This window comes from Blattabacterium cuenoti (genome assembly GCF_014252255.1).
GTDB classification, from domain to species: domain Bacteria; phylum Bacteroidota; class Bacteroidia; order Flavobacteriales; family Blattabacteriaceae; genus Blattabacterium; species Blattabacterium cuenoti_J.
On the sequence record NZ_CP059213.1, the window covers coordinates 42,568 to 59,850 of the forward strand.

Sequence of the window (17,283 nt, forward strand, 5' to 3'; positions counted from 1 at the left end):
AAAATGTGATTATGAAAATTATAATTCCTATGGCTGGAAAAGGATTTCGTTTGTATCCGCATACTTTATGTACACCAAAACCATTAATATATATTGCAGGAAAAACAATTTTAAAAAGATTAATAGAAAGTTTATATAAATTTATAAAAAATTTTTCCGTTCAAGAAATTATTTTTATTATAGGAAATTATGGAGAAAATAAAAATATTGAAAATAAATTAATAAAATTAGCTAATAATTTTGAAATTAAACCTATTATATATTATCAACCTATTCCACTTGGAACAGCTGATGCTTTATTAAAGGCTAAAAATTCATTAAATGGAGAACCAGTAATGATTGTTTTTTCCGATACTTTATTTTATAATACTTCTTTAGAAAAGGAAATTATTAATAATGTAGATAATATCATATGGACAAAAAAAGTAAAAAATCCTCATTTATTTGGAGTAGTAAAATGTGATTGTTATGGAAATATTACTCATTTTATAGAAAAACCAAAAAATTATGTTTCCAATTTAGCCATTATAGGTATTTATTATTTTAAAAATAGTCTTTTATTAAAAAAAGAATTAAAATCTATGTCATATGATAATAAATATAAAAATGAAAAGGAATATCAATTAACATCTGTTTTAGAAAATATGAGAAAAAAAGGAGAAAAATTTACTAGTAAACAAGTTCAAATTTGGATGGATTTTGGAAATAAAAAAAGAACTATTTCTTCTAATTCTAAAATATTATCTATTGAATATAATAATATTCCATTAATTCATAAACAAGTTTTTATAAAAAACAGTTTAATTATAGAACCATGTTCTATTGATAAAAATACAAGTATTGAAAATAGTATAATAGGTCCTAATGTTTCAATAGGAAAAAATACAAAAATTAAAAATAGTAATATAAGAATATCTTTAATTCAGAATTATACAAAAATTCAATATGCAAATTTTCATAATTCTATGATAGGAAATCATACTTCTTATATTGGAAAAACAAAAGAAGTTAGTTTAGGAGATTATTCTATTTTTAGTTAAAAAAAATTAATATCAAATAAATTTACAATAGATAATTTTTTTTATATTTGATAAAATATCCCATTAAATGGATTTACTTTTGATCTTTTTAATATTACTTGGAACTTTTGGAACGACAGAAATAGTGGTTATTGTCATTCTTGCACTTTTACTTTTTGGTGGTAAAAAAATACCAGAATTAATGAAAGGATTAGGAACAGGATTGAAAGAATTTAAAAAAGCTTCTGAAGGAAAAGATTCCGAAACTGAAGAAAAATAAAAAAATTTCTTTCATTTTGCGTTTGTTCATTAATACTTTTTTTCTATAATTTGAAAAATTAATAATGGAAACGATAACGATAAGAAATATTATGTTTTTTATGTTAATATTAAAAAGCTTGATTATTCCATATTTATCACCATTTTTTTATCAAAAAACTTATAATCAAAAATTAGATAAATTAGATTATAATAATGATTATAATAATAATAATTATAATAATATTTACATAGAAAAATTTTTGGAAAAAATGCTTCTAAAAAAGAAAAGATTTTTTTTGATAAAAAAATTACCTCATCATCCTCCTCATCATCCTCCTCATCATCCTCCTCATTATCCTCCTCATCATCCTCCTTATCATCCTCCTCATCATCCTCCTCATCATCCTCCTCATCATTCTCAACATCATCCTCCTCATCATTCTCAACATCATCCTCCTCATCATCCTCCTCATCATCCTCCTCATCATCCTCCTCATCATCCTCCTCATCATTCTCCTCATCATTCTCAACATCATCCTCAACATCATCCTCCTCATCATAATCATAATTATCGTCATAATTATCGTCATAATTATCGTCATAATTATCGTCATAATTATCGTCATAATTATCGTCATAATTATCGTCATAATCGACATTCTCATCATTCTCATCATTATAATTACCCTCATCATCATCATCATCCTCATTATTATCATCATCACCCTCATTCTCATCATAATCCTTATAAATATAAAAAAAATATTATTATTACTAATATCAATACTGAAGAATTAAAAAGAAGATTTTATTTTTTAAATAAAAAATCTAAAATGAAAATATTGAAATATACTAGCATAGTACATGCTGCTGTAGAAAGTTATCTTCGTATGGGGAAATATATAGGAAAAATTATTTCATTATCAAATTTTTATTTTCCTATGTTCGAAAAAAAACTTGAAAAATATCATCTTCCAAAAGAATTAAAATATTTATCTATTATAGAATCAAATTTAAATCCTATTGTTATTTCTAAAGCAGGAGCAAAAGGTATTTGGCAAATTATGCCTAAAACTGGTAAAATATATAATCTAAAAATTAATAAAATTTATGATGAAAGAAACGATCCTATAAAATCAACTGAAGCAGCCTTTCGTTATTTAAAATTTTTATATAAAAGAATAGAAAATTGGGAATTAGTTTTAGCTGCTTATAATTGTGGTCCAGGTACTGTATATAAAATATTGAAAAATAATAAAAATATAAAAAATTTTTGGGAATTATGGGAATTTTTTCCAAAAGAAACTCAAAATTATATTCCAAAATTTATTGCTATTAATTATGTTATGAATTATTATAAAAAACATAATATTTATATATATACATATTATCATCATCATACATATAATAAAAAAAAAATTTAAAAAATTGATTATTATAGACAAAGGGAGACTTATATTTATAAATCTCCCTTAATATTTTCAAAATTATGAACGAAAAAATTGATAAAAAAAGAAAATCATTAGAACTTGTTTTAGAAAAAATGGATAAAATATATGGAAAAGGAACTGTTATGCGAATGGGAGATTCTCATATAGAAGATTTAGAAATTATTTCTTCTGGATCTTTAAGTTTAGATATAGCTTTAGGTATAAAAGGATTTCCAAAAGGTCGTATTATTGAGATATTTGGACCAGAATCTTCTGGAAAAACTACTTTAGCATTACATGCAATAAATCAATCTCAAAAATTAGGAGGTTTTGCTAGTTTTATTGATGCTGAACATGCTTTTGATTGTATTTATGCTAAAAAAATAGGAGTTAATATTAAAGAATTAATAATATCTCAACCAGATAATGGAGAACAAGCACTTGAAATAGTAGATAATTTAATTAGATCTAGTGTTATTGATATGATAGTAGTTGATTCTGTAGCCGCTTTAACTCCTAAAAGTGAAATAGAAGGAGAAATGGGAGATTCTAAAATAGGATTACAAGCTAGATTAATGTCTCAAGCTTTGAGAAAGCTAACTTCTAGTATAGGAAAATCAAAAAGTATACTCATATTTATTAATCAATTAAGAGAAAAAATAGGTGTATATGGAAATCCAGAAGTAACTACAGGAGGTCATGCTTTAAAATTTTATTCATCAATACGATTAGATATAAGAAAAGGAAATCAAATTAAAAATGGAGAAAAAATATTAGGAAATAGAACAAAAGTAAAAGTAGTGAAAAATAAACTTTCACCTCCTTTTAAAACGGCTGAATTTGATATTATGTATGGTGAAGGAATTTCAAAAATTGGTGAAATTTTAGATTTAGGAGTAAATTTAGGAATTATTAAAAAAAATGCATCTTGGTTTAGTTATAAAAATATTAAATTAGGTCAAGGAAGAGATTCTGTTAAAGCATTTTTAAAAGAAAAAAAAAATCTTATTAATGAAATACAAACAAATATAATCAATCAATATATTCAAAAAAAATAAAAATTGATTATATGAAAATTATTTTTTTAGGAACTGGATCTTCTCAAGGTATTCCAGTTATTGGATCTAAACATCCAGTATGTTTATCTAAAAATCCAAAAGATAAAAGATTGAGAAGTTCCGTCTTGATTGAAAAAAATCAAAAATATTTTTTAATTGATTGTGGTCCAGATTTTCGTTATCAAATGTTACGGAGTTATCATGATAAAATAGATGCTATTTTTATTACACATGAACATAATGATCATATAGGTGGATTAGATGATATAAAATATATTTTTTTTACAATGAATAATTCTATCCATTTTTATGGATTACGTAGAGTTTTAGAAACTATAAAAAAAAGATTTTTTTATATTTTTACAAAAAAAAATTATAAATCAAAAATATTTTTACATGAATTAGATGATTGTATCAATTTTTTTTTTATAGAAAATTTTAAAATTTTTCCTCTATTAATATGGCATGGGAATCTTCCAATTTTAGGTTTTCGTATAGAAAATTTTGCATATATTACAGATGCTAGTAATATACCTATTCAAACAATTCAAAAATTAAAAGGATTAGATATTTTAATTTTAAATGTTTTAAAAAAAGGATCAAAATATACTTCTCATTTTGCTATTTTAGAATCTTTAAATGTAATCCAAAAAATTTGTCCTAAAAAAACATATTTAACACACATTAGTCATATATTAGGATTTCATGAAGAAATTGAAATACAATTACCAAAAAATGTTTATTTAGCTTATGATGGTTTAATCATATATATATAACATTTTTATAAAAATATAAAAAATTGATTTTAAAATATAATTTAATAAAATAATTCGTTTTTATATTAAAAAAATAATTAATATAATATGCAATCGTTAAAAAAATTTTTTTTCTCTACTAAAATAACTTCTTTTTTATTTTTATTATTTGCCATATCTATGGCTATAGCTACTTTTTTAGAAAAAAAATATTCAACAAATGTTGCTAAAATATTCATTTATGAATCTATTTGGTTTGAATTTGTAATGTTATTAATTGTAATAAATTTAATGGGAAATATATGGAAATATAAATTATGGAATTATCATAAAATTCCTCTTTTTATTTTTCATTTATCATTTATATTTCTTTTTATAGGAGGAATTTTTTCTAGATATTATAGTTTTGAAGGTATTATGTCTATAAGAGAAGGAGAAATCAATAAAAAAATTATTTCTAGAAAAAATTATATTAAATTAAAAATTAATCAAGGTAATTATACTACATATTATCATGATCATTATATTATTTCCCCTTATCATAAAAAATATCAAAAAAAATTTTATTTTAATAATAATCCTTTAGAAATAAAAATTATAGATTATATTCCTTGTGCTAAGGTTATACTTTCTAAAAGAAAAAAAGAAAATAAATTTATTAAAATTATTTCAAATAATAAAATAGGTCGAATCGAAAATTTTATTCAAAATGGCAATATTTTAAAAATAAATGGTATAATATTTTCTTTAAATAAAGAAATACCTTTTGGTATAAAAATTTTTGAAAAAAAAAATAAATTATTTTTTAAATCTTCTTATTCAGGAGAATATATAAATATGATTAATAGAAAAACTAATTTTTTATTAAAGGATACATCTTATATTTTAAGAAAAAAATATTTATATCGAATAAAAACAGATCATGGTATGATTCATTGGGTTATTCCTGAAGGAATTATTAAAGGAAAATTAGAATATATTCAATCATGTGAAAAAGATGAAGATAATAATAATAATTTATTAAATGCTATTACAGTAAAAATATCTTTTTTGAATCAATCTAAATTTGTAACATTTTTAGGAGGAAAAAATACATTAAAAATGAGTGATTCCTTATTATTTAAAGATTGTAAAATATCTATTGGATATGGATCTATTTTTTTTAATCTTCCTTTTTTATTACGATTAAATAATTTTAAAATAAAAAATTATCCAGGATCTGGGTTTCCTTCATCTTTTATGAGTGATATTACACTTATAGATAAAGATAAAAGAAAAAATTATTTGATTTATATGAATAATGTTTTAAATTATAAGGGATATAGATTTTTTCAATCTGGATATGATCCAGATGGAAAAGGAACTTATTTTTCTGTTAATAATGATTATTTAGGAACTTATTTTTCTTATATAGGTTATATTTTTATGAGTATAGGTATGTTGATGACTTTATTTTGGAAAGGGACTAGATTTCATTATTTAATAAATAAATTAAAAAATTTATATAAAAACAATTATATAATATTATTTTTTATATTATTATTTTTTTTAGGAAATAATTATGTTTCTTTTGCTCAAATACATAATCTTAAAAAAGATTCATTAAAAAATATTTCTGAAGCTATTCATATTCCAAAAAAACATAGTGAAAACTTTGGTCGTTTATTAGTACAAGATAATAAAGGAAGAATAAAACCGATTAATACTATAGCTATTGAACTTCTTAGAAGAATATATAAAAAAAATTATTTAGAGAATTTAGATGCTAATCAATGGTTTATATCTATTCTTCAAGATAATATATTTTGGACAAAAATTCCTTTTATTAAAGTAGATAAAAAAGGAGGATATAAATTTTTAAATAAAGTTAAAGCAAATAAAGAATGTTATGTATCTCTGATAGATCTTTATACTTTAGATATAAAAACATCAAGTTTAAAATTTATTCTTCAAAAAGATTATGAAAAAGCTTTTTCTAAAAATCCAATACAAAGAAATGAATATGATAAATCCGTACTGAGACTTAGTGAATGTGTAGGAATTATTCATGAAATTTTTCAGGGAAAATATCTTCGTATATTTCCTATACCAAATGATGTCAATAATACTTGGTCTAGTTGGATGATATCAGATTCAAATAAATTCAATTATTCTGGTTTATCTATGTATAATAATTATTTAAAATCTTTATTATATGCTCAAAATGAAAAAAATTGGAGTATAGCAGATCATGAAATAGAAAAAATACGACTTTATCAAAAAAAATATGCAAAAGATATTTTACCTTCAGAAAATAAAATATCTATAGAAATTATTTATAATAAATTAAACATATTTAATTTATTATCTTTTTTATATGCTTATTTAGGAATATTTATTATTATTAATTCTTTTTTTCAAATTTTTTTCAAAAAAAAATATTTAAATTTTTTATCTAAAATATTTTTTCTAATTTCATTATTATTATTTTTTTTAAATTTTTTAGGTCTAATTTTTAGATGGTATATTTCAGAACACGCTCCATGGACTAATGGATATGAATCAGCTATTTTTATTAGTTTTTGTTTAGTAGGAATAGGTTTTCTATTTTATAGAAATCGATTTGTTTTAGGAATAACAATTTTAATAGCATCTATTTTATTAATGATATCGAATAAAATGGATCCAGAAATAACAAACTTAGTACCAGTTTTAAAATCTCACTGGTTGATTATACATGTAGCAACAATAACAACAAGTTATGGTTTTTTTTTTACAGGATCTTTTTTAGGATTTTTTGTATTACTTTTATATATATTAAAAGCATATCTTCGTTTTTATAGAAAAAAAATTCAAAATCATATTGAAAAATTAACTATTATTAATGAAATGTGTCTTATTATAGGTATTTTTTTATTAACAATAGGAACTTTTTTAGGATCTGTTTGGGCAAATAACAGTTGGGGACGATATTGGAGCTGGGATCCAAAAGAAACTTGGGCTTTAATTAGTATTATGATTTATGCATTTGTATTACATATTCGTTTAATACCATCTATGAAAAATATATTTATTTTTAATTTTTATAGTATTATTTCAATAAGTTCTATTATAATGACTTATTTTGGTGTAAATTATTATTTATCTGGGTTGCATTCTTATGCAAAAGAAGATCCTATATCTGTTCCTTATTGGATATATTATAGTTTAATAATCTTGTTTATTGTAACAAGTTTTGCTTATTATTCTGAAAAATTTCATAACATTACGAAAAAATAAATAAACAGTGAATTTTCATTTATCTTTTTTTAAAAAAACAAAAAAGAAAAATTTGAAAAAAAAAGAAAGTACTTTATTTAGAGATGCATTTGGCAATTTACATTTTATAAAACGTTTTCTAATTTTTACTTTTGGTTGTATTTCTTATAATCGTTATAATGGATTTAATAAATTACAATTAAAAGGAACGGAGTATATTAAAGATTTACCTGATAAAAAAGTTCTATTTGTTTCAAATCATCAAACATATTTTGCAGATATTTTTGCTATGTTTCATGTATTTTGTAGTGTGAAAAATGGATTTATTAATAGTATAAAAAATCCTATTTATCTTTTAAATCCAAAAGTAAATTTATATTATGTAGCAGCTCAAGAAACTATGAATAAAGGTTTTTTAACAAAATTATTTATTTATTCTGGAGGAATAACTGTAAAAAGAACATGGAGAGAAGGAAATAAAAAAGTAAATCGTACCGTAAATATATCTGAAATAACTCGTATGGGTATAGCTATTAATGATGGATGGTTAATTACTTTTCCACAAGGAACTACTAAAGAATTTGCCCCTGGAAGAAGAGGAATTGTTCATGTAATTAGAAAATACAATCCTATTGTTGTTCCTATTGTAATAGATGGATTTCAAAAAGCTTATGATAAAAAAGGAATTCAAATTAAAAAAAAAGGTGTTTTACAAAAAATGAAATTTAAAAAACCTATTCCATTAAATTTAAAAAAAGATACTACTGAAAATATTATGGAAAAAATTATGGATGCTATAGAACAATCTCCTAAATATTATAGAAAAAAAAATTCATAAATACATAAATAAATGATATGAAATATCAATCAGTAAAAGATACTTTTCTTAATTTTTTTCAAAAAAAAAAACATAAAATTATTCCTTCTTTTCCTATTTATTCAAAAAATGATCCAACACTTTTTTTTATTAATGCAGGAATGAATCCTTTTAAGGATTATTTTTTAGGACATGTTAAACCAAACCATTCAAGAATAGTTAATATTCAAAAATGTTTGAGAGTAACTGGAAAACATAATGATTTAGAAAATGTAGGATATGATAATTATCATCATACCATGTTTGAAATGTTAGGAAATTGGTCTTTTGGAGATTATTCTAGGAAAGAAGCAATAGAATGGGCATGGGAATTATTAATTACAGTATATAATATACCAAAAAAAAATATTTATATATCAATTTTTACTGGAGACGAAAAAGAAGGATTATCCATGGATAATGAAACTTTTCAATATTGGAAAAATTTCGTTAATAAAGATAATATTCTTTTTTTTGGAAAAAAAGAAAATTTTTGGGAAATGGGATTAACAGGTCCTTGTGGACCTTGTTCCGAAATTCATATAGATTTACGTAATGAAAAAGAAAAAAAAATTTTACATGGAAAATATCTCATTAATAAAAAACATCCAAAAGTTATAGAGATTTGGAATCTTGTTTTTATAGAATATTTACGTAAATCAGATGGAAAATTAGAAAAACTTCCTATAAAACATATTGATACAGGAATGGGATTAGAAAGATTATGTACAGTATTGCAAGGAAAATTTTCTAGTTATGAAACTGATATTTTTTATCCAATTATTCAAAATATAAAAGAATCTTTGGGAAAAATTTATAAAAAAGATTTTCATCAAAAAGTATCTATACATATAATAGCAGATCATTTAAGATCTATTGTTTTTTCTATATCAGATGGTGTATTACCATCAAATAATGGATCTGGTTATATTATAAGAAAAATTCTTAGAAGAACTGTAATTTATGTAAATCGTTTTTTCTATAAAAAAGAACCTTTTATTTATCAATTTGTAGATTCTTTAGTAAAAAGAATGAAAAATTCTTTTCCAGAATTAGAAAAAAAAAAAGAATATATAAAAAATGTTATTCAAGAAGAAGAATTATCTTTTTTAAGAATTATTGAAAAAGGAAGTCAAAAAATTCAATATATAATAGAAAAAACTAAAGAAAAAAAAGAAAAAATTATTGATGGAAAAACTATTTTTCAATTATATGATACTTATGGTTTTCCTATAAAATTATCTAAAATATTAGTTGAAAAAAATAATTTATCAATTGATGAAAAATTATTTCATAAAAAATTATTAGAACAAAAAAATAGATCTAAAAAAGAAAATAATATAATAATAAAAAAAGATTGGATAAAAGTACATAATCACCAATTTATTCATGATAATATAAATTTTATAGGATATAATATTATAAAATGTGATATTGTAATTATACAATATAGAAAAATAGAAAATAAATTAACAAAAAATCATTATTATGAATTAGTATTTTCAAAAACTCCTTTTTATCCTGAAGGAGGGGGGCAATTAGGAGATACTGGTATTATAAAAAGTAAAACTGATGAAGTTAATATTTTTGATACTAAAAAAGAAAATTCTATTATTATACATTACGCTTTAAAATTACCTTTAAATATTTATTCTTCTTTTCAAGCTATAGTTAATAAAAATAGAAGAGAAAAAATTGAAAAAAATCATACATCTACCCATTTATTACATTTTGCTTTAAAAAAAATATTAGGAAATCATATTCAACAAAAAGGTTCTTATATAGGAGATGAATATTTACGATTTGATTTTTCTCATTATCAAAAAATAACTATTGAAGAATTGAATAAAATAGAAAATATAGTTCAAGAACTCATATTTTCTGATATTTTTTTAAAAGAAAAAATATTTTCTTCTTTTCAAGAAGCTCAAAAAAATATTTTTTTTCATACAAATGAAACATTTGAAAATAAATATGAAAAAAAAGTACGAGTAATAACTTTTGATAAAAATTCTGAATTATGTATTGGAACACATGTAAAAAATACTGGAGTAATTCAAGTTTTTAAAATTATATCAGAATCTTCTATATCATATGGAATACGAAGAATTAAAGCTATTACTTCAAAAATAGCAATACAATATTTAAAATCAGTTCATGATCAATATCAATATTTAAAAAAATATACAAAATATCCTTTAAAAAGCTTCCTTCTTTTACAAGAATCTAATAAAAAATTAAAAAAAGAAATATCAGAAATACGTTTACAACAAATAAAAATAATAAAAAAAGAGTTTTTTTTAAAAAAAATTTCATTTTCTTCAATGAATTATATATGTGATATAGACCCAATTCAAGAAAAAAAATTAGATATAAATATTATTAAAAAAATAGTTTTAGATTTAAGACATGAAATACCTGATTTATTTATGATTATTGGATTTATAAAAGAAAAAAAACCAATTATTTTTATATCTATTTCAGATTCCATAATTCAAAAAAAAAATATTCATGCCCATAAAATAATAGATAAAATTGCATATTATATAAAAGGAAAATATTGGGGGAAATCTTTTTTTGCTACATCTATAGGAACTGAAAAAAATGGATTGAATTTGATTTTAAAAAATACAAAAAATATAAAAAATCAAATAAACTTTGATAGATATTTAAAATGTTTAAATTTGAAATTTAAAAAGTAAAAAATAGTATATGAGTGACTCTATAAGTGATAAATATTCTTTTTTAAATACCATACATTTTAAAAATTTAGAATTTTTATATAATAAGTATAAAAAAGATCCTAATTCAATAGAATTAAGTTGGAGTGCTTTTTTTAATGGATTTGATTTTGGAGAAAAAAACTATAAAACTTATGATAAATCAATAAATCAAGAAAATGATAAAACATTTATTAATTTAAATAAAGAGATTATTCATAAGGAATTTTTAGTATATAACTTAATTAATACTTATAGACAAAGAGGTCATTTTTTTACTAATACAAATCCTATACGAGAAAGAAGAAAACATTTTCCTTCTTTAGATTTAAAAAATTTTGGGCTATCTGATAAAGATCTTGATATGTCTTTTTACGCTGGTGAATTAATAGGAATTGGAAAAAGTTCATTAAAAAATATAATTTTTTATTTAAAAAATATTTATTGTAGATCTATAGGAATAGAATATATGTATATTTCTAATCCTCAAAAAATTCAATGGATTGAAAGATGGTTTCAAAAAAAAAAATTGCAATTTTCTGCAGAAGAAAAAAAATTTTTTTTAAAAAAATTAAATGAAGCAGTTTCATTTGAAAATTTTATTCATACAAAATTCGTAGGTCAAAAAAGGTTTTCTATAGAAGGAAATGAATCTTTATTACCTGGATTAGAAGAAATGATAGAATATACTTCTAGTAAATATTTATCAGAAGACTTTATAATAGGAATGTCACATAGAGGTCGTTTAAATATTCTTTCTAATTTTTTTCAAAAAAATTATTCTCAAATATTTAGTGAATTTCAAGAAAAAGAATATAAAGAAAAAACTTTTTCTGGTGATGTAAAATATCATCTTGGATTTTCTAAAATTAGAAAAACTCGTAAAGGACAATATATTCGACTACATTTAGTTCCTAACCCTTCACATTTAGAATCTGTAGATGCAATTGTAGAAGGAATTACACGTGCAAAAATAGATATAGTTTATAATAAAAATAGTAATTCAGAAAAAATTATTCCTATTTTAATTCATGGAGATGCCGCGTTATCAGGGCAAGGAATTGTATATGAAGTAATTCAATTATCTAAATTAAAAGGATATAAAACGGGAGGAACAATTCATATTGTACTTAATAATCAAATAGGCTTTACTACAAATTATACTGAAGGACGTTCTAGTATTTATTGTACTGATATAGCAAAAGTTCTTCTTTCTCCAGTATTACATGTTAATGCAGATGATGTCGAATCTGTTATAAAAGCAATTTATTTTGCTGTAGATTTTAGAATGAAATATCATGAAGATATTTTTATAGATTTACTTGGATATAGAAAATATGGACATAATGAAGGAGATGAACCTAGATTTACTCAACCATCTTTATATAAAGCTATTTCTAAACATACCAATTCTTATAATTTATATAAAAAAAAATTAGAAAAAAATGGAATCATTAATAATAATGATATAATAAATATGGAAAAAGAATATAAAAATATTCTAAATGTAGGATATAATGAAGCAAAAAATATAAAATGGAATGTTTTGAATTCTTTTTTAGAAGAAGAATGGAAAAATTTTCCTGTAGTATCTACTAATAAAGATATTTTTCAAATGGTAGATACTCGAATTTCAATGAAAAAAATTATAGATATATCTCATAAAATTTTTTCTCTCCCAAAAGATAAAAAATTTTTTAAAAAAACGGAATCTATTTTTAGAAATAGATTAAAAATGATTACTAATAAATTAGTAGATTGGAGTATGTCAGAATTACTTGCTTATGGAACACTTTTAGATGAAGGAATTCATATTCGTTTATCAGGAGAAGATGTAGCAAGAGGAACATTTTCTCAACGTCATGCTATTATTAAAACAGAAGAAGAAGAAGAAATTATTCTTTTAAATAATATACGTATAGGACAAGGAAAAATACAAATTTTTAATTCACCTCTTTCAGAATATGGAGTATTGGGTTTTGATTATGGATATGCTATGTATTCTCCTTATGTTTTAACCTTATGGGAAGCTCAATTTGGAGATTTTGGAAATGGAGGACAAATTATAATAGATCAATATATTTCATCAGGAGAAAATAAATGGAAAATTCGAAATGGAATAGTTTTATTACTCCCTCATGGATATGAAGGTCAAGGTCCAGAACATTCTTCTGCACGTATAGAACGATATTTACAACTTTGTGCTAAAAATAATTTATTTGTAGTTAATTGTACTACTCCAGCTAATTTTTATCATCTTTTAAGAAGACAAATGAAATTAAAATATCGTAAACCTCTTATAATTTTTACGCCAAAAAGTTTACTTAGAAATTCTAAATGCTTATCTACAATAGATAAACTTTCTGAAGGAAAGTTTCAAGAAATTATAGATGATCCTTATGTAAAAGATTTTAATAAAATAACTAAATTAATTTTTTGCTCTGGAAAAATATATTATGATTTATTAAATAAAAAAGAATCTTTAAAAAATAACAATACAGCATTAATTAGAATAGAACAAATTTACCCATTAAAAATAGAAAAAATTGAAAATTTACTTATTAAATATAAAAATAAAAAAATAATTTATTGGGTACAAGAAGAACCAGAAAATATGGGATTATGGAGTTTTATTTTAAGAAAATTGAAAAATATAATATCATTTAATTTAATTTCTCCATCTGAAAATTCTAGTCCATCTACAGGATCTTATATAGATTTTTTAAAAATTCAAAATGAAATATTAAAAAAAGCTTTTTTATGATAACAAAAGTAAAAGTCCCCTCTCCAGGAGAATCAATTACAGAAGTAGAAGTTTCCACATGGTTTGTAAAAGATGGAGACTATGTTAATAAAGGTCAAACAATAGCAGAAATAGATTCAGATAAAGCAACTTTAGAAGTTTCTGCAGAAGAAAATGGAATAATTACCTCAATGGTAAAAAAAGGAGAAAAAATACAAGTTGGAGATATATTATGCTTAATTGACACTTCTAAAAAATCTATAAAAATAGATACAAAAAAAATTTATAAGGATAAGGATAATAAAAATATTAAAATTCCTTCTCCATCTTCAAAAAAAATATTAAAAGAAAATAATATTCCTATAGAATCTATTAAAGGAACAGGAAAATATGGAAGAATTACAAAAGAAGATTGTATTGTTTTTCTTGATAAGAATCCTAATTTTAAGTCTATGAGTAGACATATTCCAATATATAGATCAAAAAAGATAACTGCTCTTTCTTCTTTAAGAAGAAAACTTTCTGAAAGATTAATATCTGTAAAAAATGAAACAGCTACACTTACAACCTTCAATGAAGTCGATATGCAAGAAGTTTTTTTTATAAGAAAAAAATATAAAAATATTTTTAAAGAAAAACATGGAGTTAATTTAGGATTAATGTCTTTTTTTACTATTTCTTGTATTAGAGCATTAAAAATGTATCCAGACGTTAATGCTATGATTAATGGAAAAGAAAAAATAAATTTTGAATATTATGATATTAGTATTGCAATATCTGGACCTAAAGGGTTAATGGTTCCTGTCATAAGAAATGCGGAACATTTATCATTTCGAGGTATAGAACAAGAAATTAATAATTTATCAATACGTGTTCAAAATGGAACAATTTCTATACAAGAAATGACAGGAGGTACTTTTACAATTACAAATGGAGGTATTTTTGGATCAATGTTATCTACTCCAATTATAAATCCACCACAAAGTGCTATATTAGGAATGCATAAAATTATGGAAAGACCTGTAGTAATTAACGGATCTATTGAAATACGTCCTATTATGTATTTAGCTTTATCTTATGATCATAGAATAATTGATGGTAGGGAATCTGTTGGTTTTTTAATGTCTATAAAAGAATCTATAGAAAATCCAATAAAATTTTTAATGGAAGGAAATGAAAAAAATATTCATAAAATTTTAGAATTATAATTAATATAACATATTACTATAGTACTTATTTTCTAGTATAAGGATTTGGTTTATTTTTATTTCCTATATTTATTTTTTTCATTTGTATTTTTATAATTTGAATTTGATCATGTAATAAACCAGAAATATCCATTTTTTTTGCTTCTAATAATAAAAGTTCTGCTCTTTTTTTATCTCCTTTTGATAAAGAAGCTATTGCTAAGTTTAATTTAGCAATGGCTATATTTTGTTTGAATTTTAATCCAAAAAATAAAGCTTTCTGCATATAATTTTCTGATTCAATAATATTTTTTTCTGAATATAAAATTCCATTTAAAAAATAATAATAAGCTATTTGATTTTTAGTCAGTTGTAATTCAGGATTTTTTATATATTCTAAATACTTTTTTAATCCATTCATATCTTTTTTTCTTATTTTTAAAAAAGCTAATAATAAAAATTCATTTCTAAATATAAAAAAAATAGGAATCAAACTTAAAAAAAATAAAATACTTCCCCAAAAGTAATTTTTTTGTAAAAATAAAAAAATGGATAGAAAAAAAATTATTAAAAATAATATGATTTTTGAATATTTACTCATAAAATTGAATTTTTTTATTAAATATGTTTTTTTTTAATCCAATTCATTAAATCTAAATAATTTACATTATTTAAAGTATGTCCAGAATCATATTCTTTATAAAATAAAGAAAGTATTTTCTTCTTTTTAAGAAATTTTAATCCTTCTTTTGTCCAATTTAAAGGAATTATTGTATCATATTTTCCATGAGATATAAAAAATTCTAAATCCGTATAATTAAATAAATTTATTTTTTCTGGTAAAAGACTTTTTTCTAAATATCCACTTAAAGAAATTACTTTTTTTATTTTATTAGGTTTTTTAAAAGCTATAGGATAGCTTAAAATAGCTCCTTGACTAAATCCACATAACCAAACGTGGTTTTCTTTTAATTTATATTCTGTAATAGCTTCATCTATAAAAAAAGATATTTTATCAATAGTTTTTTTAGCTTGTAAAATATTAATAAATTTTTTTTCATTTGAAAAATCAATATCATACCAAGAATATTTATCTATTCCAAGAGAATAAATTCCTTGAATACTAATTATAAAAAAATTTTCAGGAAGATCTTTTTGAAAAGAAAAAAGATCTCTTTCATTACTTCCATATCCGTGAATCATTAAAAAAAGAGTAGTATTATTTCCATTATTTGGTTTTTTTATAATATGTTTAATAGAAAGTTTATTTTTTAAAAGCATAAAATATTTTATTTTTTCATTTGATATACTTTTCCATTTTCTATTTTTAGTTTTTCATCAGCCATGTTTGCTAATTGCATATTGTGAGTAACAACTAAAAAAGTTTGTTTTAGTTCTTTTTTTAAAAAAAAAAAAATTATGTAATTTATCTGCATTTTTTTTATCTAAATTTCCAGAAGGTTCATCTGCAAAAATAATTTTAGGATCATTAATTAAAGCTCTTGCTACAGATAATCTTTGTTTTTGTCCTCCAGATAATTCTTCTGGTTTGGAGTTTTTATATTTAGAAAGATTTAATTTTTTTAATAAACTTTTCGCCTTTTGTTTTACATTATTTTTATTTTTTTCATTTATAAATCCGGGTAAACAAATATTTTCTAATGCAGTAAATTCAGGAAAAAGTTGAGGAGTTTGAAAAATAAAACCTATTGTTTGATTTCTTAAAGAAGAAAGTTCTTTATCTGAAAGATATAAAATTTCTTTTCCATTTATTTTTAAAATAGTTTTTATTTTTTTCTTTATAGTAGGTTTTTCTAAAGTTCCAATAATCTGCAAAAGAGTACTTTTTCCTGCTCCAGATTCACCTAATATACAAACCATTTTTCCTTCTCTTACAAAAAGATTTACTCCTTTAATTATTTCATCTTTTCCAAAAGATTTATAAATATTTTCAGCTTGAATCATTTTTTTGTAAATTATAATACTAATACTATTGTTTAGTATACTCTTTTATTTT

At 21.6% G+C, this 17,283-nt stretch carries 12 protein-coding genes and 1 pseudogene; 10 read left to right on the plus strand and 3 right to left on the minus strand.

The genetic code is table 11. The features are described from left to right. Positions 1 to 11: 11 nt before the first annotated feature. From H0H41_RS00180 to odhB, 10 genes are all read left to right on the plus strand, one after another. The gene (locus tag H0H41_RS00180) at positions 12 to 1,040 is read left to right on the plus strand and encodes a sugar phosphate nucleotidyltransferase (protein WP_185872249.1); all 1,029 of its coding nucleotides are present in this window, start codon (positions 12 to 14) and stop codon (positions 1,038 to 1,040) included. Positions 1,041 to 1,107: 67 nt separating this feature from the next. Next, positions 1,108 to 1,299, plus strand: a complete 192-nt coding sequence (locus tag H0H41_RS00185) for a Sec-independent protein translocase subunit TatA/TatB (protein ID WP_185872250.1) — start codon at positions 1,108 to 1,110, stop codon at positions 1,297 to 1,299. Positions 1,300 to 1,363: 64 nt separating this feature from the next. Continuing rightward, the gene (locus tag H0H41_RS03055) at positions 1,364 to 2,704 is read left to right on the plus strand and encodes a lytic transglycosylase domain-containing protein (protein ID WP_223843731.1); all 1,341 of its coding nucleotides are present in this window, start codon (positions 1,364 to 1,366) and stop codon (positions 2,702 to 2,704) included. Positions 2,705 to 2,769: 65 nt separating this feature from the next. Then, positions 2,770 to 3,768 (plus strand): recombinase RecA, encoded by a 999-nt coding sequence (gene recA, locus H0H41_RS00195; protein WP_185872251.1) that lies wholly within the window; start codon positions 2,770 to 2,772, stop codon positions 3,766 to 3,768. Positions 3,769 to 3,779: 11 nt separating this feature from the next. Beyond that, positions 3,780 to 4,544, plus strand: coding sequence for an MBL fold metallo-hydrolase (locus tag H0H41_RS00200; protein WP_185872252.1), 765 nt, complete (start codon positions 3,780 to 3,782; stop codon positions 4,542 to 4,544). An 87-nt stretch (positions 4,545 to 4,631) separates the two neighbouring features. After that, the gene (gene ccsA, locus H0H41_RS00205) at positions 4,632 to 7,781 is read left to right on the plus strand and encodes a cytochrome c biogenesis protein CcsA (protein WP_185872253.1); all 3,150 of its coding nucleotides are present in this window, start codon (positions 4,632 to 4,634) and stop codon (positions 7,779 to 7,781) included. A 52-nt stretch (positions 7,782 to 7,833) separates the two neighbouring features. Next, positions 7,834 to 8,598, plus strand: coding sequence for a lysophospholipid acyltransferase family protein (locus tag H0H41_RS00210; RefSeq protein WP_185872486.1), 765 nt, complete (start codon positions 7,834 to 7,836; stop codon positions 8,596 to 8,598). 17 nt (positions 8,599 to 8,615) lie between these two features. Further along, positions 8,616 to 11,318, plus strand: coding sequence for an alanine--tRNA ligase (alaS, locus tag H0H41_RS00215; RefSeq protein WP_185872254.1), 2,703 nt, complete (start codon positions 8,616 to 8,618; stop codon positions 11,316 to 11,318). A gap of 10 nt (positions 11,319 to 11,328) precedes the next feature. After that, positions 11,329 to 14,100 carry a 2-oxoglutarate dehydrogenase E1 component gene (locus H0H41_RS00220; protein WP_223843732.1) on the plus strand — a complete coding sequence of 924 codons (2,772 nt, stop codon included), beginning with the start codon at positions 11,329 to 11,331 and terminating at the stop codon, positions 14,098 to 14,100. Continuing rightward, positions 14,097 to 15,287: a 2-oxoglutarate dehydrogenase complex dihydrolipoyllysine-residue succinyltransferase gene (gene odhB, locus H0H41_RS00225; protein ID WP_185872255.1), complete on the plus strand. Its 1,191-nt coding sequence runs from the start codon at positions 14,097 to 14,099 to the stop codon at positions 15,285 to 15,287. The genes H0H41_RS00220 and odhB overlap by 4 nt, the downstream gene beginning before the upstream one ends. Positions 15,288 to 15,312: 25 nt before the next feature. On the opposite strand, the gene H0H41_RS00230 is transcribed toward odhB, so the two are convergent. The 3 genes and pseudogenes from H0H41_RS00230 to H0H41_RS00240 all read right to left on the minus strand — a co-directional run bounded on the left by H0H41_RS00230 (position 15,313) and on the right by H0H41_RS00240 (position 17,231). Further along, the gene (locus H0H41_RS00230; protein WP_185872256.1) at positions 15,313 to 15,867 is read right to left on the minus strand and encodes a hypothetical protein; all 555 of its coding nucleotides are present in this window, start codon (positions 15,865 to 15,867) and stop codon (positions 15,313 to 15,315) included. Between the two features lie 17 nt (positions 15,868 to 15,884). Then, the gene (locus tag H0H41_RS00235; protein ID WP_185872257.1) at positions 15,885 to 16,547 is read right to left on the minus strand and encodes an alpha/beta hydrolase; all 663 of its coding nucleotides are present in this window, start codon (positions 16,545 to 16,547) and stop codon (positions 15,885 to 15,887) included. 8 nt (positions 16,548 to 16,555) lie between these two features. Continuing rightward, positions 16,556 to 17,231: pseudogene (locus H0H41_RS00240) on the minus strand (ABC transporter ATP-binding protein). Positions 17,232 to 17,283: the final 52 nt, after the last annotated feature.

Bases quoted from the DNA above. Each gene is read 5' to 3' on its own strand.
- alaS (WP_185872254.1), top strand. From the start codon at position 8,616: ATGAAATATCAATCAGTAAAAGATACTTTTCTTAATTTTTTTCAAAAA.
- H0H41_RS00230 (WP_185872256.1), bottom strand. From the start codon at position 15,867: ATGAGTAAATATTCAAAAATCATATTATTTTTAATAATTTTTTTTCTA.
- H0H41_RS00180 (WP_185872249.1), top strand. From the start codon at position 12: ATGAAAATTATAATTCCTATGGCTGGAAAAGGATTTCGTTTGTATCCG.
- recA (WP_185872251.1), top strand. From the start codon at position 2,770: ATGAACGAAAAAATTGATAAAAAAAGAAAATCATTAGAACTTGTTTTA.
- H0H41_RS00200 (WP_185872252.1), top strand. From the start codon at position 3,780: ATGAAAATTATTTTTTTAGGAACTGGATCTTCTCAAGGTATTCCAGTT.
- H0H41_RS00185 (WP_185872250.1), top strand. From the start codon at position 1,108: ATGGATTTACTTTTGATCTTTTTAATATTACTTGGAACTTTTGGAACG.
- H0H41_RS00235 (WP_185872257.1), bottom strand. From the start codon at position 16,547: ATGCTTTTAAAAAATAAACTTTCTATTAAACATATTATAAAAAAACCA.
- odhB (WP_185872255.1), top strand. From the start codon at position 14,097: ATGATAACAAAAGTAAAAGTCCCCTCTCCAGGAGAATCAATTACAGAA.
- ccsA (WP_185872253.1), top strand. From the start codon at position 4,632: ATGCAATCGTTAAAAAAATTTTTTTTCTCTACTAAAATAACTTCTTTT.
- H0H41_RS00220 (WP_223843732.1), top strand. From the start codon at position 11,329: ATGAGTGACTCTATAAGTGATAAATATTCTTTTTTAAATACCATACAT.
- H0H41_RS03055 (WP_223843731.1), top strand. From the start codon at position 1,364: ATGGAAACGATAACGATAAGAAATATTATGTTTTTTATGTTAATATTA.